The organism is Streptomyces mauvecolor, assembly GCF_039532965.1.
GTDB classification, from domain to species: domain Bacteria; phylum Actinomycetota; class Actinomycetes; order Streptomycetales; family Streptomycetaceae; genus Streptomyces; species Streptomyces violascens.
The window spans coordinates 17,895-38,451 of record NZ_BAAASQ010000017.1 but is presented as its reverse complement, the minus strand read 5'-3'; the positions used below and the strand labels follow the sequence as shown (position 1 = coordinate 38,451).

General features: G+C 70.2%; 18 protein-coding genes, 1 tRNA gene and 1 pseudogene. 3 read left to right on the top strand and 17 right to left on the bottom strand.

Annotated elements, in window-relative coordinates:
* The 9 genes from ABD346_RS22845 to ABD346_RS22805 form a co-directional block, all read right to left on the bottom strand.
* Positions 1-849 (bottom strand): helix-turn-helix transcriptional regulator, encoded by an 849-nt coding sequence (locus tag ABD346_RS22845; RefSeq protein ID WP_344377251.1) that lies wholly within the window; start codon positions 847-849, stop codon positions 1-3.
* 114 nt (positions 850-963) lie between these two features.
* A complete protein-coding gene (locus ABD346_RS22840) occupies positions 964-1,938 on the bottom strand; it encodes a helix-turn-helix transcriptional regulator (RefSeq protein ID WP_344377249.1) in 975 nt (324 codons plus the stop codon).
* A 181-nt stretch (positions 1,939-2,119) separates the two neighbouring features.
* Positions 2,120-2,569 (bottom strand): heat shock protein transcriptional repressor HspR, encoded by a 450-nt coding sequence (locus ABD346_RS22835; RefSeq protein ID WP_344377248.1) that lies wholly within the window; start codon positions 2,567-2,569, stop codon positions 2,120-2,122.
* Between the two features lies 1 nt (position 2,570).
* Positions 2,571-3,755: a molecular chaperone DnaJ gene (gene dnaJ / locus ABD346_RS22830; RefSeq protein ID WP_344377247.1), complete on the bottom strand. Its 1,185-nt coding sequence runs from the start codon at positions 3,753-3,755 to the stop codon at positions 2,571-2,573.
* A gap of 45 nt (positions 3,756-3,800) precedes the next feature.
* Positions 3,801-4,439 (bottom strand): nucleotide exchange factor GrpE, encoded by a 639-nt coding sequence (gene grpE / locus ABD346_RS22825; protein WP_344377244.1) that lies wholly within the window; start codon positions 4,437-4,439, stop codon positions 3,801-3,803.
* A complete protein-coding gene (gene dnaK / locus ABD346_RS22820; RefSeq protein ID WP_189967656.1) occupies positions 4,439-6,295 on the bottom strand; it encodes a molecular chaperone DnaK in 1,857 nt (618 codons plus the stop codon). Before dnaK ends, grpE begins: the two co-directional genes overlap by 1 nt.
* A gap of 322 nt (positions 6,296-6,617) precedes the next feature.
* On the bottom strand, positions 6,618-7,385 hold the full coding sequence (locus ABD346_RS22815; protein WP_344377243.1) for an FkbM family methyltransferase: 768 nt from the start codon (positions 7,383-7,385) through the stop codon (positions 6,618-6,620).
* Positions 7,382-8,422: an MraY family glycosyltransferase gene (locus ABD346_RS22810; RefSeq protein ID WP_344377242.1), complete on the bottom strand. Its 1,041-nt coding sequence runs from the start codon at positions 8,420-8,422 to the stop codon at positions 7,382-7,384. The genes ABD346_RS22815 and ABD346_RS22810 overlap by 4 nt, the downstream gene beginning before the upstream one ends.
* A gap of 13 nt (positions 8,423-8,435) precedes the next feature.
* Positions 8,436-9,290, bottom strand: coding sequence for an NAD-dependent epimerase/dehydratase family protein (locus ABD346_RS22805; RefSeq protein ID WP_344377239.1), 855 nt, complete (start codon positions 9,288-9,290; stop codon positions 8,436-8,438).
* Between the two features lie 249 nt (positions 9,291-9,539).
* Here ABD346_RS22805 and ABD346_RS22800 point away from each other — a divergent pair, with 249 nt between their 5' ends.
* Positions 9,540-11,807 (top strand): (Fe-S)-binding protein, encoded by a 2,268-nt coding sequence (locus ABD346_RS22800; protein WP_344377238.1) that lies wholly within the window; start codon positions 9,540-9,542, stop codon positions 11,805-11,807.
* A 107-nt stretch (positions 11,808-11,914) separates the two neighbouring features.
* Here ABD346_RS22800 and ABD346_RS22795 read toward each other — a convergent pair whose 3' ends face one another.
* Both ABD346_RS22795 and ABD346_RS22790 read right to left on the bottom strand, forming a co-directional pair.
* Positions 11,915-13,036 carry a hypothetical protein gene (locus ABD346_RS22795; RefSeq protein WP_344377236.1) on the bottom strand — a complete coding sequence of 374 codons (1,122 nt, stop codon included), beginning with the start codon at positions 13,034-13,036 and terminating at the stop codon, positions 11,915-11,917.
* Between the two features lie 254 nt (positions 13,037-13,290).
* Positions 13,291-15,567, bottom strand: a complete 2,277-nt coding sequence (locus tag ABD346_RS22790; protein ID WP_344377235.1) for a S9 family peptidase — start codon at positions 15,565-15,567, stop codon at positions 13,291-13,293.
* Positions 15,568-15,755: 188 nt separating this feature from the next.
* Here ABD346_RS22790 and ABD346_RS22785 point away from each other — a divergent pair, with 188 nt between their 5' ends.
* The gene (locus ABD346_RS22785; protein WP_344377234.1) at positions 15,756-16,712 is read left to right on the top strand and encodes a Yip1 family protein; all 957 of its coding nucleotides are present in this window, start codon (positions 15,756-15,758) and stop codon (positions 16,710-16,712) included.
* Positions 16,713-16,783: 71 nt separating this feature from the next.
* Here ABD346_RS22785 and ABD346_RS22780 read toward each other — a convergent pair whose 3' ends face one another.
* The 3 genes from ABD346_RS22780 to ABD346_RS22770 all read right to left on the bottom strand — a co-directional run bounded on the left by ABD346_RS22780 (position 16,784) and on the right by ABD346_RS22770 (position 18,143).
* On the bottom strand, positions 16,784-17,290 hold the full coding sequence (locus tag ABD346_RS22780) for a phosphoribosyltransferase (RefSeq protein ID WP_114040692.1): 507 nt from the start codon (positions 17,288-17,290) through the stop codon (positions 16,784-16,786).
* Between the two features lie 2 nt (positions 17,291-17,292).
* Positions 17,293-17,868 (bottom strand): dCTP deaminase, encoded by a 576-nt coding sequence (dcd, locus tag ABD346_RS22775; protein ID WP_167158741.1) that lies wholly within the window; start codon positions 17,866-17,868, stop codon positions 17,293-17,295.
* Positions 17,869-17,957: 89 nt separating this feature from the next.
* Positions 17,958-18,143 (bottom strand): hypothetical protein, encoded by a 186-nt coding sequence (locus tag ABD346_RS22770; protein WP_189967835.1) that lies wholly within the window; start codon positions 18,141-18,143, stop codon positions 17,958-17,960.
* 229 nt (positions 18,144-18,372) lie between these two features.
* Here ABD346_RS22770 and ABD346_RS22765 point away from each other — a divergent pair.
* Positions 18,373-18,446: transfer RNA gene (locus ABD346_RS22765), tRNA-Gly, on the top strand.
* A gap of 297 nt (positions 18,447-18,743) precedes the next feature.
* Here ABD346_RS22765 and ABD346_RS22760 read toward each other — a convergent pair.
* The 3 genes and pseudogenes from ABD346_RS22760 to ABD346_RS38665 all read right to left on the bottom strand — a co-directional run bounded on the left by ABD346_RS22760 (position 18,744) and on the right by ABD346_RS38665 (position 20,543).
* Positions 18,744-19,964: pseudogene (locus ABD346_RS22760) on the bottom strand (tyrosine-type recombinase/integrase).
* On the bottom strand, positions 19,964-20,176 hold the full coding sequence (locus tag ABD346_RS22755; protein WP_344377211.1) for a helix-turn-helix domain-containing protein: 213 nt from the start codon (positions 20,174-20,176) through the stop codon (positions 19,964-19,966). The pseudogene ABD346_RS22760 and the gene ABD346_RS22755 overlap by 1 nt, the downstream one beginning before the upstream one ends.
* Before the next feature lie 211 nt (positions 20,177-20,387).
* On the bottom strand, positions 20,388-20,543 hold the full coding sequence (locus ABD346_RS38665; protein WP_425583021.1) for a helix-turn-helix domain-containing protein: 156 nt from the start codon (positions 20,541-20,543) through the stop codon (positions 20,388-20,390).
* Positions 20,544-20,557: the final 14 nt, after the last annotated feature.

Genomic DNA, 20,557 nt, shown 5'->3' with positions numbered 1-20,557 from the left:
TCACCGCGGGGCGACCGGGTGCGCGGGGCCGCCGAGGCCGGCCCGGGCGATGCGGACGCCGAGCTGGGCGCGGCTGGAGGAGCCGAGCGCCTCGGCGAGGCGGCCGATGTGGTGGCGGCAGGTGCGCACACTGATGCCGAGCCGCTGCGCGACGACCGCGTCCTGGTGCCCCTCGGCCAGCAGCGCCGCGATGACCCGCTCCCGGTGCGTGATGCCGGTGATGCCGGTCGCGGCCGGTACGGGTTCGGCGAGCGGCACGGCCCGGTTCCACAGGCACTCGAAGACCGTCACCAGATGGCCGACGAGCGCGGGCTGGCGCAGCTCCAGGGCGCTGGTGCGCTCGGGGTTGGCGGGCAGGAACGCCACCGTACGGTCGAAGACCATCATCCGGTCGGTGACCTCGTCCAGGGTGCGCACCTCGGCACCGTCGCCGAGCCGCTCCAAGTAGGCGGTCAGGGCGGGCCCGTAGCGGGCGACGTGCGTGTACAGGGTGCGCATCCGCGCACCGCGCTCCACCAGGGCCGGGTCCCGCGTCGAGGCGTGCGCCAGGATGCTCGGCGAGCGGATCCCGTCGGGCTGCACGGTCAGCATCTCGGTGGTGCAGGCGGCCGAGGCCGCGGCGATGGCCGCGTCGATCTCGTCGAACCCGTCGAGCACCCGGACGGCCGCGCAGGGCTCGGGGGCGCGCAGGCCGATCGACGCGTACCGCTCGAAGGCCTCGGCGATCCGGCCCGCGCGGTGCCGCGCGTCGGCCAGGCCGTCATGGATGCCGCGCACAAGCAGAGCCACGGCAGCGGCGTCCACCTCGCCGCCCCCCGGCCCCGCGTCCCCGTGAGTCGAGCTGTTCATACTGGACACCACGATGCATCCGGAGCCGCCGGGCCACCACCATCATGTTGCTGCACTGCATCAACTGGAGGTGCAACAAAGCTCGACATGTCCCCATGTTGCGTACGCCCTGGATTACCGAGGGTGCGCATCCAGGCCCAACTGGGCGATGCGGACACCGAGTTGGGTGCGGCTGCTGCTGCCGAGCACATCGGCGAGGCGGCCGATGTGGTGGCGGCAGGTGCGCACACTGATGCCGAGCCGCTGCGCGATCACCGCGTCCTGGTGCCCCTCGGCCAGCAGCGCCGCGATGACCCGCTCCCGGTGCGTGACGCCCTCGATGTCGGTGGCCGCGGGCACGGCCTCGGTCAGCGGCACCGCGAGCCGCCACAACCGCTCGAAGACGGTCGCGAGGTACTCGACGAGCGCCGGGTGGCGCAGCTCCAGGGCGCTGCTGTCGTCCGCGGCGGCCGGGATGATCGCCACCGTACGGTCGAACAGGAGGAGCCGGTCGGTGACTTCGTCGAGGGTGCGCACCTCGACCGCGCGGCCCTCCAGCTGGTGCAGGTAGTCGGCGAGACCGGTGCCGTAGCGGGCGACGTGGGTGTACAGGGTGCGCATCCGTACCCCGCGCCCCACCATGTCCAGAGCCCGCGGCAGCGCCTGCGACAGGACGTGCTCGGGGCGGATGCCGCGGGGCTGGATGGTGAGCGCCTCGGTGGTGCAGTCGGCGATCGCTTCGTCGATGGCCGCGTTGATGCGGGGGATGCCGTCCAGGACGCGGATGGCCTCGGTGCCGGCCGGCGCGGGCGCGTCCAGGGCGGCGAAACGCTCGAACGCCGCCGCCACCACGCCCGTTCGGGCCTGGCTCGCCGCGATGTCCTCGTGGATGCCGCGAAGCAGCCGCGCCATCACCGCCTGCGGGGAGGTCGGCAGGAGCCATTCGAGGGCGCCCGGGTCGGGGTGCAGAAGGCCGAGGTCGATCAGGCAGGTCGCGTCGTCCGCCGCCTCGCGCGCGAGGCGTCCGGCACGCAGCGCGTCCGCGTACGCCCGTTCCCCGGCCGCGCACAGCCGGTCCGCGCCATGCGGATGCGCCACCTGCTCAGACATGCTCTCCCCCGCCTCCCTGCGACCGAGCCCGATGACCTTATCCCCATCGGGCCCCGCGTTCACGGTGATCGCCGAGTGACCGCGGGGCGATCGCCGAGTGACCGCCCGGCGCGAAAGGCCCGCCACCCCCGGAGGGGAGGCGGGCCTTGTCGGACGCGTGGAGGGAGCGAGCCCGACGGGGCTACTCCGACGACCTCTTCGGGCGCCAGACGACCAGCGCGCTGGCCTGCTGGACGTCCTGGTACGGGACCAGGTCCCGCCGGTAGGAGGCGTGCACCTGGGCCTCGCGCTGCTGCATGGCGACGGCCGCGCCCTCGACCGCGGAGGACAGCTCGGCGACCCGGGCCTGGAGGGCTGCGACCTGGTGCTCCAGCTCGATGATGCGCTTGATGCCCGCCAGGTTGATGCCCTCGTCCTGCGACAACTGCTGCACCGTACGCAGCAGTTCGATGTCGCGGGCCGAGTAGCGCCGGCCGCGCCCGGCCGTGCGGTCGGGCGAGACCAGGCCGAGGCGGTCGTACTGCCGCAGGGTCTGCGGGTGGAGGCCGGAGAGCTGGGCCGCCACCGAGATGACGTACACCGGCGTCTCTTCGTTCAACTCATAGGGGTTGCGACTCCGGCGGGGGTCCATCTCATGCTCCCTTCGCGGCCTGGAACAGTTCTGCCCGCGGGTCCTGGCCCGCAGTCGCCTCGCGGTAGGTCTCCAAGGCCTCGCGGGCCTTGTCGTCCAGTTCCTTCGGCACGGTCACCTCGACCGTGACCAGGAGGTCGCCCCGGGTGCCGTCCTTGCGGACCGCGCCCTTGCCGCGGGCCCGCATCGTACGGCCGTTGGGGGTGCCCGCGGGCAGTTTCAGGGTGACCGGCGGGCCGCTGAGCGTGGGCACCTTGACCTCGGCGCCGAGGGCGGCCTCCGTGAAGGTGACCGGCACCGTGACGGTGAGGTTGTCGTCCTTGCGGCCGAACACCGGGTGCGCGTCCACGTGGACGACGACGTACAGGTCGCCCGCGGGGCCGCCCCGTTCGCCCGGCGCACCCTTGCCGCGCAGCCTGATCCGCTGGTTGTTGCTGACGCCCGCCGGGATGCGGACCTGCATGGTGCGCGAGGAACGCGCCCGGCCGCTGCCCTTGCAGACGTCGCACGGGTTCTCCGCGATCAGGCCGCGGCCCTTGCAGTCCACGCACGGGTCGGTCAGCGAGAAGCCGCCGCCCGAGCCGCGCGAGACCTGGCCGGTGCCGACACAGGTCGGGCACACGCGGGGCGTGCCGTTCTTGTCGCCGGTGCCCGAGCAGGCCTTGCAGGGGGACTGGCTGGACAGCCGGATCGGGACGGTGGCCCCGTCGACCGCCTCGGTGAAGCTGAGCGTCACCTCGGACTCCAGGTCCTGCCCGCGGCGCGGCTGGGTGCGCGTTCCCGCACCCGCGCCGCCCCGGTTGAACAGGCCGCCGAACACGTCGCCGAGCCCGCCGCCGAAGCCGCCGGCTCCTGCGCCGCCGCCCGGCTGCTGGCCGCCGAACAGGTCGCCCAGGTCGAAGTTGAAGCTGCCGCCGCCCGCGCCCGGACCGGCCCGGAAGCCGCCGTTGCCGAACAGGGCGCGCGCCTCGTCGTACTCCTTGCGCTTCTTGGGGTCGCCGAGGATGTCGTTGGCCTCGGAGATCTCCTTGAAGCGCTCCTCCGCCTTGGCGTCGCCCTTGTTGGCGTCGGGGTGGTTCTCGCGCGCGAGCTTGCGGTACGCCTTCTTGATCTCTGCGTCGGTGGCGTCCTTGGGGACGCCGAGAACCTTGTAGTAGTCCTTCTCGACGAAGTCCTTCGTGTTCATCGACGTCCCTCCTCCCGGACGATCACTTCTTCAATGACCGCTGCGTCAGCCCTTGTCGGGGCCACCGCTCTCCTCGTCGCTCGACTTTTCTTCCTTGGCCGCCGCGCCCGGCTGGGGCTCGGCCACCGCGACCCGCGCGGGGCGGATCGTACGTTCGCCGATCCGGTACCCCGGCTGCAGGATCGCCACGCAGGTCGTCTCCGTGACGTCCGGCGCGTAGCTGTGCATCAGGGCCTCGTGGACCGTCGGGTCGAAGGGCTCGCCCTCCTTGCCGAACTGCTGCAGGCCCATCTTCGCGGCGACCGTCTCGAGAGACTCGGCCACCGACTTGAAGCCGCCCTGCAGCTCGCCGTGCTCACGGGCCCGGCCGATGTCGTCGAGCGTGGGCAGCAGCTCGGTCAGGAGGCCGGCGACGGCGATCTCCTTGACCGTGACGCGGTCCCGCTCCACACGACGGCGGTAGTTCTGGTACTCGGCCTGCAGGCGCTGGAGGTCCGCGGTGCGCTCGGTGAGCGCCGTCTGGGCCTGGTCCAGCTGAGCCTGCAGAGCGATCTCCTTGGCCGCGTCCCCGGCCGGGGCCGCCTTCCCCTCCTTGGAGGAGTCGGCGGCCTTCGGCTCGGCGTCTTCCTGAGCGCCGGAGGGGACGTCGGGCTTCTCCTCGAAGCCCGGGGTCTCCTCAGACATCAGGCGGCGCCGCCCTTCGCGTCGTGCGGCTTCTCGTCGTCGACGATCTCGGCGTCGACCACGTCGTCCTCGGGCTTGGCCTGCTGGGCGCCCTCGGCACCCGGGGCCGCACCCTGCGCGGCCTGGGCGTCGGCGTACATGGCCTGGCCCAGCTTCTGCGAGACGGCGGCGACCTTCTCCGTGGCGGTGCGGATCTCCGCCGAGTCCTCGCCCTTGAGCTTCTCCTTCAGCTCGGCGACGGCGGCCTCGACCTCGGTCTTGACCTCGCCCGGGACCTTGTCCTCGTTGTCCTTGAGGAACTTCTCGGTCTGGTAGACGAGCTGCTCGCCCTGGTTGCGGCTCTCGGCGGCCTCGCGGCGGCGGTGGTCCTCCTCCGCGTACTGCTCGGCCTCCTCACGCATGCGGTTGACCTCGTCCTTCGGCAGCGAGGAGCCGCCGGTGACGGTCATCTTCTGCTCCTTGCCCGTGCCGAGGTCCTTCGCGGTCACGTGCATGATGCCGTTGGCGTCGATGTCGAAGGCGACCTCGATCTGCGGGACGCCGCGCGGGGCCGGCGGCAGACCGGTCAGCTCGAACATCCCGAGCTTCTTGTTGTACGCCGCGATCTCGCGCTCGCCCTGGTAGACCTGGATCTGCACGGACGGCTGGTTGTCCTCGGCCGTCGTGAAGATCTCGGACCGCTTGGTCGGGATCGTGGTGTTGCGCTCGATGAGCTTGGTCATGATCCCTCCCTTGGTCTCGATGCCGAGGGACAGCGGGGTGACGTCGAGGAGCAGGACGTCCTTGACCTCGCCCTTGAGGACACCGGCCTGGAGGGCGGCGCCGATGGCGACGACCTCGTCCGGGTTGACGCCCTTGTTGGCCTCGTTGCCGCCGGTCAGCTCCTTGACGAGCTCGGCGACGGCCGGCATGCGGGTGGAACCGCCGACGAGAACGACGTGGTCGATCTCGGACAGGTTGATGCCCGCGTCCTTGATGACGTTGTGGAACGGCGTCTTGCAGCGCTCCAGGAGGTCGCTGGTCAGCTGCTGGAACTGGGCGCGCGTGAGCTTCTCGTCCAGGTGCAGCGGGCCCTCGGCGGACGCCGTGATGTAGGGCAGGTTGATCGAGGTCTCGGTGGACGAGGACAGTTCGATCTTGGCCTTCTCGGCGGCCTCGCGGAGGCGCTGGAGGGCCATCTTGTCCTTGGACAGGTCCACGCCGTGACCGGACTGGAACTGCTTGACCAGGTAGTCGACGACGCGCTGGTCCCAGTCGTCACCACCGAGGTGGTTGTCACCGTTGGTGGCCTTCACCTCGACGACGCCGTCGCCGATCTCCAGGAGGGACACGTCGAAGGTGCCGCCACCGAGGTCGAAGACGAGGATCGTCTGGTCGTCCTTGTCGAGGCCGTAGGCGAGCGCCGCGGCCGTCGGCTCGTTGACGATGCGCAGGACGTTGAGGCCCGCGATCTCGCCGGCCTCCTTGGTCGCCTGGCGCTCGGAGTCGTTGAAGTACGCCGGCACGGTGATGACCGCGTCGGTGACCTTCTCGCCGAGGTAGGCCTCCGCGTCGCGCTTCAGCTTCTGCAGGATGAAGGCGCTCATCTGCTGCGGGTTGAAGCTCTTGCCGTCGAGCTCGATCTTCCAGTCGGTGCCCATGTGGCGCTTGACCGACCGGATGGTCCTGTCGACGTTGGTGACCGCCTGGCGCTTGGCGACCTCGCCGACCAGCACCTCGCCGTTCTTCGCGAAGGCGACGACGGACGGCGTGGTCCTGGCGCCCTCTGCGTTGGTGATGACGGTGGGCTCGCCGCCTTCAAGAACGCTGACGACGGAGTTAGTCGTGCCCAGGTCGATGCCGACCGCACGTGCCATTTCGATTCCTCCTGCTGACTACTTGAGTGGAACTGGCTCAAGGATGCATCATCCGCCCCGGCCGGTCAACAGAGCTGAGTCTTGGGGGCTCAACTTTTATGTGCGGCTTACGTGTGTACGGTCTCCGGGGGGCGGGATTTGCGCAGTTCCCCGCGCCCCTGAACGCCCCTGCGGGGCGATCGGGCGCGCGGTGGCGATCGCCCGCAGGGGCGCCTCGAAGGGGCGCAGGGAACGGCGCGAGAACCAGGTACGGTCCGCGGGCGACGGCGGGTTTGGGGGCGCGGGGAACTGCGCAAGCGCCCCACCGGCCCGCAGGGGCCCCCTACTCCGCCCGCGCCGCAGGCACAGGCACCCGGCCCGGCGGGGCGAGGGCAGACTCCCTCAGCAGAATCACGTCGCACCGCAGCATCCGGCCGTCGCCCGGGGCGGTGAGGCCCGGCGCGAGGGACATCAGGGTCAGGCCCAGCTGATCCCGGGCCAGCGCGAGCAGGTCGTCGAAGAGCTTGCCGCCCGCGAAGAGCGGCACCAGCGGCGCCCCCATCCGCACGCCGCAGATCTCGTCCGCGAACCGACCGACGCCGCCCAGGACTTGGGCCTCGTACCCCTGCACGTCCAGATGGAGGAAGACCCGCTCGCCGGGGGCGACGAACTGCTCCCAGAGCTCGTCCAGGCGCCGGGTCTCCACGATGGCCTTGCCCGTGTGCACGGTGCGGGGGTGGCGGGGCAGCATCGGGAGCAGGGAGCTGGCGGGGCCGAAGTCGCCGTAGATGTTGAGGGTGGCCTGGCCGGTGCGGTCGCCGAGCGCGTACGGCAGCACGCTCCAGGTGTTGTCGGAGGCGGCGCGGTGGCGCAGTTCGGCGCGGGGTTCGCGCAGCGGCTCGAAGGAGACGACGCGGCCGCGGTAGCCGGCCTCGCGCAGCATCGCGCCGAAGTCGCCGCGGTGCGCGCCGACATCGAGGACCAGGTCGATCTCGTACCGGGCGAGCAGGCGGACCAGTTCGCGGTCGCCGGGGTGGTGGCGGCCCACGTCGATGCCGAGCCAGCGCATCGCGGCGTGCACCGGGCGGCGGAGTGCCCGAAGCCGGTTCATCCCAGGCCCCCCGCCAGGTCGACGGCGGCGCCGGCGCTCTCGTTGGGGGTGCGGGCGTGCGGGGCGCGGCGGCGCGAGGCGGGCCCGTACACCGGCACCCGCAGGAGCAGCACGACCGCGACGGGCACGACGAGGCCCAGCGGCAGCGCCGCGACCGGGTCGATGCGCCCGTCGTGGATCTGGAGGCCGACGAGCGTGGCGGCCAGCGCCGCGGCGCCGAGGACGACGGCCGAGCCCTGCGTGGTGAGCCCCAGTTTCCGCAGCCGGTGGGCGATGTGGTCGCCGCCGCCGCGCAGTATCGAGCGTCCCGCGCGGCGCCGCGAGACAAGCACGAGCAGCGTGTCGGTGAGGACGACGAGGGTAAGCGCGAAGAGTTCGGCACAGGTCTGCGCGCCGGGCTCCCGGGTGTGCACGGCGACCGCCGAGGAGGCGAGCAGGAACCCGGTGAACAGGGAGCCGCAGTCGCCGAGATGGATGCGGGCCGGGTACCAGTTGTGCAGCAGGAAGCCGGTCAGTGCGGCGGCGAGCACGCTCAGGAGCAGCCCGTGCCCAGGGTGCCCCTCGGCGATCGCGCACACCGCGAGGCCGAGCGCGGTCACCGCGGCGACCGCACCCATCGCGCCGTCGGAGCTGTCCAGGACCTGGAAGGCGTGGGTGACGAAGACGATCCACAGCACCGCGAGCGCCCCCGCGCCCGGCGAGAGCCCGGCCAGCGTGACGACGGTGGTCGCCGCGGCCGCCTCCACCACGAGCCGGACCCGTACGCCGAGCGGCCGCAGGTCGCCGACCAGGCCGATCAGCGCGACCGCGCCGGACGCGGCGAGCAGCGGAGCGACCCCCTCGCCGAGTTCGGCGACGTCGAGCACCGGCCCCGCGCAGGCCACCCCGAGGGTGGTGAGGGAGACGGCAATGCCGCCCAGGTGCGGGGTGACGTCGCCGCCCTTGCGGCCGAACTTCAGCATCACGGCGCGGATCAGGGCGGCGAGCAGAGCGGTCACCACGACGGCCGACGTCGCGGCCGCGAGCCCGTGCAGCATGTCGGCCGCCCCCTCAGCCGAGGTGCTGCCCGGCCGGCGACGCGGCGGGCTCTCGGAGGCCGGGCAGGACGACGGGGGCTTCGGCGCGGGCCCGGGCGATCGCCGCGTCCAGGATGTCGTCGAGGGAGCGGGCCGGCCGCCACCCGGTCAGCTCGCGCAGCGGCGCCGTGTCGAAGGGCCGGACGTTCCTCGCGTACGCCTCGTGCGGGACGCGGTCGACGACGTACGGGTAGTGGCGGACGGCGGACGTGCCGCCGCCGCGGGCCAGGGTGCGTTCGGCCAGGGCCATCACGGTGATCTCCTCGCTGCCTGCGATGTCGAACTCGGCGCCCCCCGCGCCGGGACGGTCGAGCAGGGCGAGCAGCGCGTCGACGGCGTCGGCGACGTCGAGGAAGCGGCACCCGCGGGTGCCGTCGCCGTGCACCACCAGGGGATCGCCCGCGACCGCCCGGCGCACGAGCCGGGTCAGCAGGGTCGCGTGGCCGGGCGACTGGCGCGGCCCGACGGTGTCGCCGTGGCGTACGACGGTGGCGCCCGAGGCCACCTCGCCGCGGCCGTCCGCCGCCGCGATCAGGAGCCGTCTGCCGTGCCGCAGGGCGGCCGCGCCGATGGCCCCGGTCACGGGCGCGAGGTGGACCACGGTGTCGCAGCAGGCGGTGAGTTCGTCGGCCAGGCGCTCGTCCAGGACCGAGCCGCGCACGAAGCGCAGCCGCGGATCGGGCCAGGCGGCGGCGAGGTTGGCGCGGGCGCCGGTGGACAGGTCGTCGAGCACGAGCACGGTGTGGCCCTGGCCGAGCAGCGCATCGGCGAGGTGCGAGCCGATGAATCCGGCACCACCGGTGACGAGGTACGTGGCGGGAGCTGGCATGGGGACACCCATTCGGTTCGACCGACGTTGCGGACAACAAGTTAGTTTGTTATGTCCGCATATGTGGTGAATAACACGATGGATATCCGGCGCCGACCAAGGGCACGCTGAGCGACACAGATCACCGCTTGCGCGGCTACAGTGCGGCGGTAGAAGTGGGTACGCTCAGGTGGACTGGATAAGTTACTGCTTAGTAATGCGTCCGGGCCCGTCCCCGTAACCCACCTCGCAGGCCCGAGGAGCCCCCTCATGCAACTCGCCGCGATCATCGTGTCGCTGGTCCTAATCGCGGTCGGCGTAGCGCTGTTCGGCCGTGCCCTCGTGCAGATCTACCGCTTCGTGCGGCTCGGCCAGAACGTGCCGGCCGGCACCCGCACGGCCGATCCCTACCGGCGTGCGGTCACCGTGGTGAAGGAGTTCCTCGGCCACACCCGCATGAACAAGTGGGGGATCGTCGGCGTCGCGCACTGGTTCGTGGCGGTGGGCTTCTTCTCGCTGCTCCTGACGATCGTCAACGCCATCGGCCAGCTCTTCAAGGCCGACTGGATCCTGCCGGTCATCGGCGACTGGGCGCCGTACAACGTGTTCGTCGAGTTCCTCGGGACGATGACGACGATCGGCATCCTCACCCTGATCGTCATCCGGCAGCTGAACCGGCCGGGCCGGCCGGGCCGCAAGTCCCGGTTCGCGGGCTCCAACACGGGCCAGGCGTACTTCGTCGAGGCCGTCATCCTCATCGTCGGCATCTGCATCTTCACGCTGCATGCCCTTGAGGGCGCCCAGCACCACGTCGACGGCTACGAGGCCTCGTTCTTCGTCTCGTACCCGGTGGTCGCCTGGTTCCGCGGCATGGACCTGTCCACGCTGCAGAACCTCACGTACTTCTTCGCGGGCCTGAAGATCGCGACGTCGTTCATCTGGATGATCACGGTCGCGCTCAAGACCGACATGGGCGTCGCCTGGCACCGCTTCCTGGCCTTCCCGAACATCTTCTTCAAGCGCGAGTCGGACGGCGGCGTCGCCCTCGGCGCGCTCCAGCCGATGGCCTCGAACGGCAAGCTCGTCGACTTCGAGGACCCGGGCGAGGACGACGTCTACGGCGTCTCGCAGATCGAGCACTTCTCCTGGAAGGGCATCCTCGACTTCTCCACCTGCACCGAGTGCGGGCGCTGCCAGTCTCAGTGCCCCGCCTGGAACACGGGCAAGCCGCTCTCCCCCAAGCTCCTGATCATGTCCCTGCGCGACCACGCGCACGCCAAGGCCCCGTACCTGCTCGCGGGCGGCGGCAAGGACATGGAGGGGAACGAGAAGGCGACCGAGGAGCAGCTGGCGAACGTCCCCGCGGCCGCCCTCGCGGAGGCCGAGCGCCCCCTGATCGGCACCGTCGAGGAGAACGGCGTCATCGACCCGGACGTCCTGTGGTCCTGCACCACCTGCGGCGCCTGTGTCGAGCAGTGCCCGGTCGACATCGAGCACATCGACCACATCGTCGACATGCGCCGCTACCAGGTGATGATCGAGTCCGCGTTCCCGTCCGAGGCGGGCACGATGCTCAAGAACCTGGAGAAGAAGGGCAACCCCTGGGGTCTCGCCAAGAAGCAGCGCGTCGAGTGGACCAAGGAGGTCGACTTCGAGGTCCCGATCGTCGGCAAGGACATCGAGGACCTCACCGAGGTCGACTACCTGTACTGGGTCGGCTGCGCGGGCGCCCTCGAAGACCGGGCGAAGAAGACCACCAAGGCCTTCGCGGAACTCCTTCACATGGCGGGCGTCAAGTTCGCGATCATGGGCGGCGACGAGAAGTGCACCGGTGACTCGGCCCGCCGCCTCGGCAACGAGCCGCTGTTCCAGCAGCTCGGCCAGGAGAACGTCGCGATGCTGAACATGGCGTACGGCGAGGACGAAGAAGACGAGTCGACGAAGAAGCCGAAGTCGGCCAAGAAGATCGTCGCGACCTGCCCGCACTGCTTCAACACGATCGCGAACGAGTACCCGCAGCTGGGCGGCGAGTTCGAGGTCATCCACCACACGCAGCTGCTCCAGCACCTCATCGACGAGGGCAAGCTGGTCCCGGTCACCCCGGTCGACGGCCTGATCACCTACCACGACCCGTGCTACCTGGGCCGTCACAACAAGGTCTACACGCCCCCGCGCGAGATCATGTCGGCCGTCCCGGGCCTGCGCCAGCAGGAGATGCACCGCCACAAGGAGCGCGGCTTCTGCTGCGGCGCCGGTGGTGCACGCATGTGGATGGAGGAGCGGATCGGCAAGCGCATCAACAACGAGCGCGTGGACGAGGCCCTGTCCCTCAACCCGGACATCGTCTCGACGGCCTGCCCGTTCTGCCTCGTCATGCTGACGGACTCCGTCAACGGCAAGAAGAACGACGGCAAGGCCAAGGAGAACCTCCAGGTCGTGGACGTGGCGCAGCTGCTCCTCGACTCGGTGAAGACCCCGGTCGACCCGGCCGGCACCGCCGAGGCGGAGAACGCGCCGGAGCCCGAGCCGGTGAAGTAACACCGGTTCACGGACGCACGGAAGCGGCCGGTTCTGCCCCGAGGGCGGAACCGGCCGCTTTCCGTTGTACGCAGCCTGCTGTACGAGGCGTCCCGTACCCGGCGTCGTCAGCGCTGGTCGCCGCGGCGGCGCAGCATCGCGAAGCCGAGGCCCGCGGCACCCGCGGCGGCCATACCGCCACCGGCGGCGATCATCGGGGCCTGGTCGGAGGAGGCACCCGAGACACCCTCGGCACCGGCCTTGACGCCGCCCTTGGGCACGATGCCGGTGGCGGTCTTCACCGGCTGCTGCTGCTTCTTGCCGTCCTTCTGGACGGTGTACTTCTCGATCAGCTTGCCGTCGAAGTCGTAGACCCAGCTGTTGCCACCGTTCTTGCCGTCGATGACGACGAACTTGTAGACACCCTTGCCGGCGTTGACGATCTTGTAGGTCCAGCCGTCGTTGAGGGCCGACGGGTCCTTCAGGTCGATGGCGCCGAGGAAGTTCCCGTTCGGCATGGAGATCTCGACGCGCGGGCCGTTGGTGGTCTTGATGAGCTTGGCCATGCGGCCGTCGGGCATGGTGATCTTCACGGAGGAGATCACGTCGGACTTCTTGCCGTCCTTCTTGCGCTCGTCCCTGCGCTCGTCCTTCTTGGACCGGTCCTTCTTCTCGTCCTTCTTGCCGCCCTCGACCCACGAGGTGACGGTGCCGTCCGGGTTCAGCACGACGTACAGGCCGTTGTTCTGGCCGGTGGCGGAGGCGCCCTTGGCGACGAGGGTGTCGAGCTTGCTGCCGTTCGCCCAGATCTCGGCCTCGTAGTGGTTCTGGCCGAGCTTGTAGACCTTGGCGACCGAACCGTCCGCGAGCTTGACGGACTTCACGAAGGAGCGCACGTCCTTCTTCGTGTCGTCCTTCTTGGAGTCGTCCTTGGAGTCGCCCTTCTTGGACTCGTCCTTCTTCGCGTCCTTGTCGGTCTCGTCCTTCTTGGACTCGTCCTTCTTCGACTCGTCCTTCTTCGACTCGTCCTTCTTGGTGTCGTCCTTCTTCTCATCGTCCTTGGCGGGCAGGACCTGGTCCTTCGGGTCCTGCTTCGGGTCCTCGGTGCCGGGCAGCACCTGCTGCCGGCCCTGCTGGTCGGACGGCGCGGTGGGCGAGTCGGCGAAGGCGGCACCGGCCGGGAGGGCCAGAGCGGCGATGGCTCCGGTGGCGATGGCGGCGGTGCGGATGGTACGGCGAGTGGCGCGCATGGGTGCTCTTCCTCGTAACGGTAGAAGCGTGAAGCTTGTTTGTTATGTCGTGTCTGTGGCCCTTTGTGGCGGCGACATCAACAAAGTTACGAGTGCGATGTTTGGGTAATGCGTAAGCAATGTAACGGCTGCCTCCTGCTTCGCCCGCGGCCGTGTAAATCGCTCGGAATTCAACCAAAACAGGCAGGCATTCACACTCTCCGCATGCGCCCGCTCACCCAGCGCCCATCACTGTGCCCGCCGGACCGGCCGGGCTAGCCGAAGAGCCCGCCGAGCAGCGCCACGTCGAAGGGGGCCGGGGTCAGCCGGTATTCCGGGGGCTCGACGCCCCTCAGGTGCCGGACCAGGAAGTCCCAGCGGCGCCGGGTCACGTAGTGCTCGTAGCCCCTGAAGATGTGCTCGGCACCCGGGACGATCAGCAGGTCGAAGTCCTTGTCGGCGGCGATGAGCCGGTCCACGAGCCGCATCGTGAGCTGTGGGTGGACGTTGTCGTCGAGGCCGCCGTGCACCAGGAGCAGCTTGCCTTCGAGCCGGTCGGCGAGCTCGGCGTTGGAGGCTCGGGCGTACGCCCCGGGGTCCGGCCCGTCGTAGGTCTCGGCCCACCACAGGTGGTAGAGCCGGTTGTCGTGGTTGCCGGCCTCGGCGACGCCCACCTTGTAGACCTCCGGGTACGCGCACAGGGCCCGCACGGTCGCGTAGCCGCCGCCCGACAGGCCGAAGGCGCCGACCCGGTCGAGGTCGAGCCAGGGCCGCTCGGCGCCGAGCCGGCGCAGCGCGGCGACGTGGTCGTCGAGCCCGCCGGCCGCGTCCAGGTGTCCGAAGGAGGCGTCGTGGAAGGCCTTGTCGCGGCCGGGCGTGCCGCGGCCGTCGAGGGCCACCACGGCGAACCCGAGCGCGGCGAGTGCCTCGGCGTCATACCCGTACGCCCCGGCGTCGAAGGAGGGCAGGACGCGGCGGACGTGCGGGCCGGGGTAGGGGTGGTCGACGACCGGGTAGCGCCGGGCCGGGTCGAAGCCGTGCGGCCGGTGGAGCACGCCGTAGAGGTCGGTCGTGCCGTCGGCGGCCTTGACGCGGAACCGCTCGGGCGGCGTCCAGCCCGTCGCGGTGAGCCCGGTGATGTCGGCGTCCTCCAGAGCGACCAGGACCCGCCCGTCCCAGTCCCGTACGACGATGGAGGGCGGAAGGGCGGTGGTGGAGGCGGAGTCGATGAAGTAGTCGTCCCCGGCCTGCACGACATGGTCCAGGTCGTCCTCGGTCAGCCGCCGGAAGCCGGACCCGTCGAGCCCGACCCGGCAGACCGTGCGCCGGTAGGGATCGGCGGCGATCAGCCCGGCGGCAACGAAGTGGACGACCCTGCGCCCCTCGTCGACGCGCAGGATCTCCTGCACGGCCCACTCGCCGGAAGTCACCTGCGTACGGACCTCGCCCGTGTGGGCGTCGTACAGATAAAGATGCCCGTTGCCGTCGCGCTGGGAGTACCAGAGCACCTCGGCGCCGCCCGCGAGCACCTCGACCATCGGCGGCTCGCTCGCGAACTGGTTGGGCTCGACACGGGTGTCGCCGGTCTCGGTCACCAGCGTGGTGACCTCGCCGCTCGCGGGGTCGAGCCGGCGCAGCCGCAGGGTGCGCAGATCGCGCGAGCGGTCGAGGTAGTGGACGGCCGCGCCGTCCTCGGCCCACCAGGCCCACTTCGAGGTGACCGGCGAGATCAGCGGCATGAGGATCGGCTCGGTCCGCGCGGCCACCGCCTCGCCGCTTGCCACGTCGAGTACGAGGAGCTCGCCGAGCGGCACCCGGTCGTCGCCGGGGAACGCGTACCGCTGAGTCAGCAGGCGGGGCGCGCCGCCACCGTCCGGCACGGCGTCGACGAGGTGCGTCTCGCGGACGCCGCGCAGGTCGGTGCGGTGGGTGAGCACCCGCGTGGAGTCCGGCGACCAGGCCACGGCGGGCGGCAGCCGGTCGATCCCGACCTTGCGCAGGAGCACGTCGGCGCTGAACGGGCTTGTTCCATAGGCGAGTTGGGCCTGCCCGTCGTGAGTGAGGGCCCACTCGCGACCATCGCTCCGCACCCATAAATCGTGCCCGCGAGCGAACACCTCCCGCTTCCCGTCGGGCGAGCGGACCGCGAGGGGGTCCTGTCCGGCCGGCGCGTCGACCCGCTCGCAGCGGTACGTATCCGTACGACAGCGCCATGCGGAGCCGAACGCGGCGAACGCGATGAAGGCGCTCTCGTACTCGATCGAGGCGAACGGCAGCGCGTCCGGATCGACCGGCTGCCCGCACGCGGCGGCGAGGGCGGCCGCGAGCCGCGGATGGTCGAAGGCATCCTCACGGCTCCCGGCAGCGGGGTCGACAAGGACGAACCGTGCCCCCTCATCGCTCTCCACCCGATACCAGAACCGGCTCCCGCCCCCGATCCAGTGCGGGGTGACACTGCCGCCCCGCACGAGCCGGGGCCGGTTGTGCCGCAGCAGCTGCTCGGCGGCCCGATAGGCGGCAACGTCCAGCCGTTCACCAGCACCTGATCCCATGCGCCCCTCCGGAATACGCTGTGCGCACGGTGTGCGCGTCCCTGCGAACACCGTACCCACAATGGAACGATGTACGCAGAACGAACGGTGCGAAAGCTCCCCCTAGGGGATGTCACAGCTCAGCCGCAAAGGCGTCCGGTTCCGGCGGCCCCCGGTTGGCGTACCGGCGGAACAGGTACGTTCGATTCGTGGCTGGATTCAGGATCGGACGCGGCGGCCGGGACAACAACCGCCCCCCGCGGCAACCGCAACAACAAGGGCAGCAGCAGGCACCGGCACCGCAGTGGCCGGGCGACCGGCAGCAGCCGCAGTACGGGCATGGGCAGGGGAACGCACAGCAGCGACCGCAGAGTTACGGGCAGGGGCAGCCGCCGCAGTACGGGGGCGGGCAGCCGCAGTACCGGCAGCCCTATCCGCAGCAGGACGAGCCGGAGTACTTCGGCGACCCGTACTACCAGGACCAGGGCCGGCCGCAGGCCTACGCCCCCGCCCAGGACCCGTACGCGAACAACCCGGGCCACACCCAGGCGTTCAGCATCGGCGAGGACCCGTACGGCGACGGCGCGACCTACCGGGCGGGCGCGGTCACGGCCCCGCCGAGCGGCCCCCGCCTGCACTGGAAGGAGCTCGTGTCCGGCATCGTGATGCGGCCGGGCCCGACGTTCTGGCAGATGCGGGACTATCCCGTGTGGGGCCCGGCGCTCATCATCACGTTCCTCTACGGGATGCTGGCGATCTTCGGTTTCGACAAGGCCCGCGAGGACGTCATCAGCACCACGCTGTCCAAGGCGGTGCCGGTGGTCCTCACCACCGGCGTCGTGTTCGTGGCCGGCGGCCTGATCCTCGGCGCGGTCACCCACACCCTGGCCCGCCAGCTCGGCGGAGACGGCGCGTGGCAGCCGACGGTGGGCCTCTCCATGCTGATCATGTCCCTGACGGACGCTCCGCGCCTGCTGCTCGCCCTGTTCCTGGGCGGCGACAACGGCGTGGTCCAGATCCTGGGCTGGGCGACCTGGCTGGCGGCCGGCGCCCTGTTCACCTCGATGGTGTCCAAGTCCCACGACCTGCCCTGGCCGAAGGCGCTCGGCGCGTCCGCGATCCAGCTGATCGCGCTGCTCTCGCTGATCAAACTGGGCACGATCTAGCCGTACGCACACGGAAGGGCCCCGCCGGGCTGTACGGCCCGGCGGGGCCCTTCGCAGTTCCTGGGGCTGGACTAGGCGTCCAGCACCTGCCCCTCACGCCGGACAACGGGCGGCTCGACGGACCAGGGGAAGTTGATCCACTCGTCCGTCCGCTTCCAGACGTACTCACACTTCACAAGGGAGTGGGACTTCTCGTAGATGACGGCGCTGCGGACCTCGGCGACGTGGTCGAGGCAGAAGTCGTGGACCAGCTTGAGCGTCTTGCCGGTGTCGGCGACGTCGTCCGTGATCAGGACCTTCTTGCCGGAGAAGTCGATGGCGTTGGGCACGGGGGCCAGCATGACCGGCATTTCGAGGGTGGTGCCCACACCGGTGTAGAACTCGACGTTCACCAGGTGGATGTTCTTGCAGTCGAGGGCGTAGGCGAGCCCGCCGGCGACGAAGACGCCGCCGCGCGCGATGGAGACGACGATGTCGGGCTCGTAGCCGTCGTCGGCGATGGTCTGCGCGAGCTCGCGGATCGCGCCGCCGAACTTCTCGTAGGTGAGGTTCTCGCGCACGTCGTTCTGGTCGTTCATGCTCACACCTGGGTCCGATGGAAATTGAGGAAGGACCGCGAGGCGGTGGGCCCGCGCTGCCCCTGGTACCGGGAGCCGTACCGCTGAGACCCGTAAGGCTCCTCGGCGGACGACGACAGCCGGAACAGACAAAGCTGCCCGATCTTCATGCCGGGCCAGAGCTTTATCGGAAGGGTGGCGACGTTGGAGAGCTCAAGGGTTACGTGACCGGAGAACCCGGGGTCGATGAACCCGGCGGTGGAGTGCGTGACGAGCCCGAGCCGCCCGAGCGAGCTCTTGCCTTCGAGCCGACTGGCGAGATCATCGGGGAGCGTGATGACCTCGTACGTCGAGGCGAGCACGAACTCCCCGGGATGCAGGATGAACGCCTCGTCCCCCTCCGGCTCGACGAGCCGGGTGAGGTCGGCCTGCTCGACGGCGGGGTCGATGTGCGGGTAGCGGTGGTTCTCGAACACCCGGAAGAAGCGGTCGAGGCGCACGTCGATGCTGGACGGCTGCACCATGGATTCGTCGTAGGGATCGATCCGTACCCGCCCGGAGTCGATCTCGGCCCGGATGTCCTTGTCTGAGAGAAGCACTCCCCGAGGATACGCAAGGCGCGCGGCCCCGCCCCAATCGGACGGCCCCGCGCGCCTGTGAGCCCCGGCATTTCGGTGTGGAGCGGGCGCTACCGCTGCTCGGGCAGTACGGGCACGGCATGACGCAGCCGCGCGCACCGCGGACAGCGGATCAGCCGACCGGGCCCGATCCGGCCGGCGCCGAGCTGCTGCATCGGAAACGAATCCGTGGTGAAGACGTGCCCTCCGGCGCAGCGGACGACGGTGCGCTCCAACGAGTCCATCAAGTCGCTCAAGTCCCTTCCCCAACAAGCATGGACGGAGAAACCACCACATTAGGGGATGAACAGGACGCCGCTCCATGCGGCACTCCGCCCAAGCACACACCCTTCACCGTACGCCCCAACTCCCCCCGCCCGCACGGCGATCCCGCCCCACGACAACGCCACGGCCCCCGGTGAATCCACCGGGGGCCGGGCATGGGGTAGAGTGAGCGACGACCGCTTCCCCATGGGGAACGATCACGCGAGTGTAGTTTAATGGTAGAACATAAGCTTCCCAAGCTTAGAGCGCGGGTTCGATTCCCGTCACTCGCTCCATAACGAAACCCCAGGTCAGCGGCCTGGGGTTTGTTTGTTATCTAGACCAATTTCTCGGCGCGTGCCATGCGCGTGCCATAAGGGACCGATTAACGCGCCGAATTGGGGCCCACAAGCCCCCCCCTTAAGGGTGCGCAAGGGAATCGTCTCGAATCCTGAGACGCATTTCGTGTGACCTGCGCCACTTGCCAGGCGCAGTGCCGCTTGTGTGCGGCTGCGAATTCCCCTGGGCTTGTCGCAGTTGGTAGACACGCCGCAGCGCCGGACCGGCAGGTACCGGTCCGGCGCTGCGAATGGTCACGCCTCCTGGGAGATAGGGGCGTCGACGGTGTCGCGTGCACGCGGGACGAAGGGGTGGACGGTCGCCCCTTCGTCCGTCGCGTGCTCGGACACCTCCGCTTCCGCGCGCTGGCGACGCACATCGACGTCGATGGCACCGGCGAGCTTGCGCTGATGCTTTCGTGTGGAGTGCTGATAGATCAGCTGGGCCCGCTCAGAGGAGTGTCCGGCTCGGAACATGAGGTCCTTCATCTTCGCGCCGGTGTCGGCGGCGATGGTGTTGCCGGTGTGCCGCAGGTCGTAGAAGCGGAAGCCTTCGGGCAGGCCGACCTGGCCGCGAGCCTTGCGCCACTTACGGCCGAAGGTCGTCCCCCTCAGCCGGGCCCCTCACTCGCCGACGAACACCAGTCCCTCGGGGCCAGCCTCGGCGAACCAGTCGAGGTGACGCCGAACGTCGAGGTGCATGAAGCCGGGCAGGACGATCTCCCGTTTTCCCGCACGGGACTTGGGGTCGCCGATCACGCGGCGGCCGACGTTCAGTTCGGGGGCGGCTCTCCGTACATAGAGGGCACTGCCGTCCGTAGCGATGTCCTTGCGCCGCAACTCGGCCAGCTCCTCCGGCCGCATCGAGGCGAAGGCGCCGAGCAGCACCATCAGCCGCCAGCGGATGCCGATCGCCTCGGCGACCGCGAAGACCTGCTCGACCGCAGCGACCGGGCGTTCATCCGCCTCTTCCTTGCCCGCCCCACGGATCTTGCAGGGATTGCGTCGGATCAGGTCGTCGTCCACGGCCGTCTCCATGATGGCCTTCAGCAGCCGGTACGCCTTGGCCACCTGCGTCTTGCCGGTGGCCTCCAGGCGCTCGGCGCGCCAAGTGCGCACCTTGCCGGGGCTGATGACGTTCACGTACTGCTGCCCGAACGTCGGAGCGAGGTGGAGCCTCAGCAGGCGGCGGTACACCTCCTCGGTGGTCGGGGCGATGCCGCGCTCATCGATCCAGCGCTTGGCGTACTCGGCGAACAGCACCTCGCCTGCGGTCGGGTCGAGCCAGTCGCCGCGCGACTGATCGGCCTGCATCTGGGCGAGGAAGACCTCGGCGTCCTTCTTCGTCTCGAACCTCTCCGGCGCAGGCCGCAGAATCCCGTCCGTGCCGGGATAGCGGGCCTGGTAGCGGCCGGAGGGCAGCTTGCGTATCGCCCCGAAGCTGCGGCGCGGCGCCTTCTGGCGCGGGCGGGCCATCAGGCCGCCATCCCATAGCGGGAGCGCCGGGTGCGGACCGGCTCAACAGTCCGCTCCTCTATGTACGCGGACAGCACGCTCTCGGCGATGCGGACGTGCTTGCCGACCTTGACGTACCGGATGCGGCGTTCGGAGACGAGGCGGCGGATGAAGCGCTCGCCCACGCCGAGGCGGTCGGCTGCCTCGGGGGCGGAGAGGAGTCGGTCAGCCATGCAGGGTCACCTCCTTCGCGGCGGGGAGGAGGTGGGGGTGGTGCGGGAGGGCAGGGGGCATTGCGGTTCGGCGCAAGGAGGTTCCTCGTCTGGCACGGCGGTGCGATTCCGCAGACGTGCCAATGGTGATGGTCGTTCAGACGCGGGCAGGGATAAACGGCTGCGCGCTCACGGGCGTTGGCGCACCCCAGCGTGAGTCGGCAGCGGGTCGCTACGGGGCCTCGTGGAGGAGGTCGAGCGGGCAGACGCCGAGTGCGGCGGCGATGGCGACGAGGTCGTCGACGTCGCAGCGCCGTCGCCGGCGTTCGATGCGCGAGATCGTCGTGACGGTCATCGGGCGCCCGAACACAGTCACGCGGGCGGCCAGCTGGCGCTGGGCGA

Bases quoted from the DNA above. Each gene is read 5' to 3' on its own strand.
- ABD346_RS22845 (WP_344377251.1), bottom strand. From the start codon at position 849: ATGAACAGCTCGACTCACGGGGACGCGGGGCCGGGGGGCGGCGAGGTG.
- ABD346_RS22840 (WP_344377249.1), bottom strand. From the start codon at position 1,938: ATGTCTGAGCAGGTGGCGCATCCGCATGGCGCGGACCGGCTGTGCGCG.
- ABD346_RS22835 (WP_344377248.1), bottom strand. From the start codon at position 2,569: ATGGACCCCCGCCGGAGTCGCAACCCCTATGAGTTGAACGAAGAGACG.
- dnaJ (WP_344377247.1), bottom strand. From the start codon at position 3,755: ATGAACACGAAGGACTTCGTCGAGAAGGACTACTACAAGGTTCTCGGC.
- grpE (WP_344377244.1), bottom strand. From the start codon at position 4,439: ATGTCTGAGGAGACCCCGGGCTTCGAGGAGAAGCCCGACGTCCCCTCC.
- dnaK (WP_189967656.1), bottom strand. From the start codon at position 6,295: ATGGCACGTGCGGTCGGCATCGACCTGGGCACGACTAACTCCGTCGTC.
- ABD346_RS22815 (WP_344377243.1), bottom strand. From the start codon at position 7,385: ATGAACCGGCTTCGGGCACTCCGCCGCCCGGTGCACGCCGCGATGCGC.
- ABD346_RS22810 (WP_344377242.1), bottom strand. From the start codon at position 8,422: ATGCTGCACGGGCTCGCGGCCGCGACGTCGGCCGTCGTGGTGACCGCT.
- ABD346_RS22805 (WP_344377239.1), bottom strand. From the start codon at position 9,290: ATGCCAGCTCCCGCCACGTACCTCGTCACCGGTGGTGCCGGATTCATC.
- ABD346_RS22800 (WP_344377238.1), top strand. From the start codon at position 9,540: ATGCAACTCGCCGCGATCATCGTGTCGCTGGTCCTAATCGCGGTCGGC.
- ABD346_RS22795 (WP_344377236.1), bottom strand. From the start codon at position 13,036: ATGCGCGCCACTCGCCGTACCATCCGCACCGCCGCCATCGCCACCGGA.
- ABD346_RS22790 (WP_344377235.1), bottom strand. From the start codon at position 15,567: ATGGGATCAGGTGCTGGTGAACGGCTGGACGTTGCCGCCTATCGGGCC.
- ABD346_RS22780 (WP_114040692.1), bottom strand. From the start codon at position 17,290: ATGAACGACCAGAACGACGTGCGCGAGAACCTCACCTACGAGAAGTTC.
- ABD346_RS22755 (WP_344377211.1), bottom strand. From the start codon at position 20,176: ATGGCTGACCGACTCCTCTCCGCCCCCGAGGCAGCCGACCGCCTCGGC.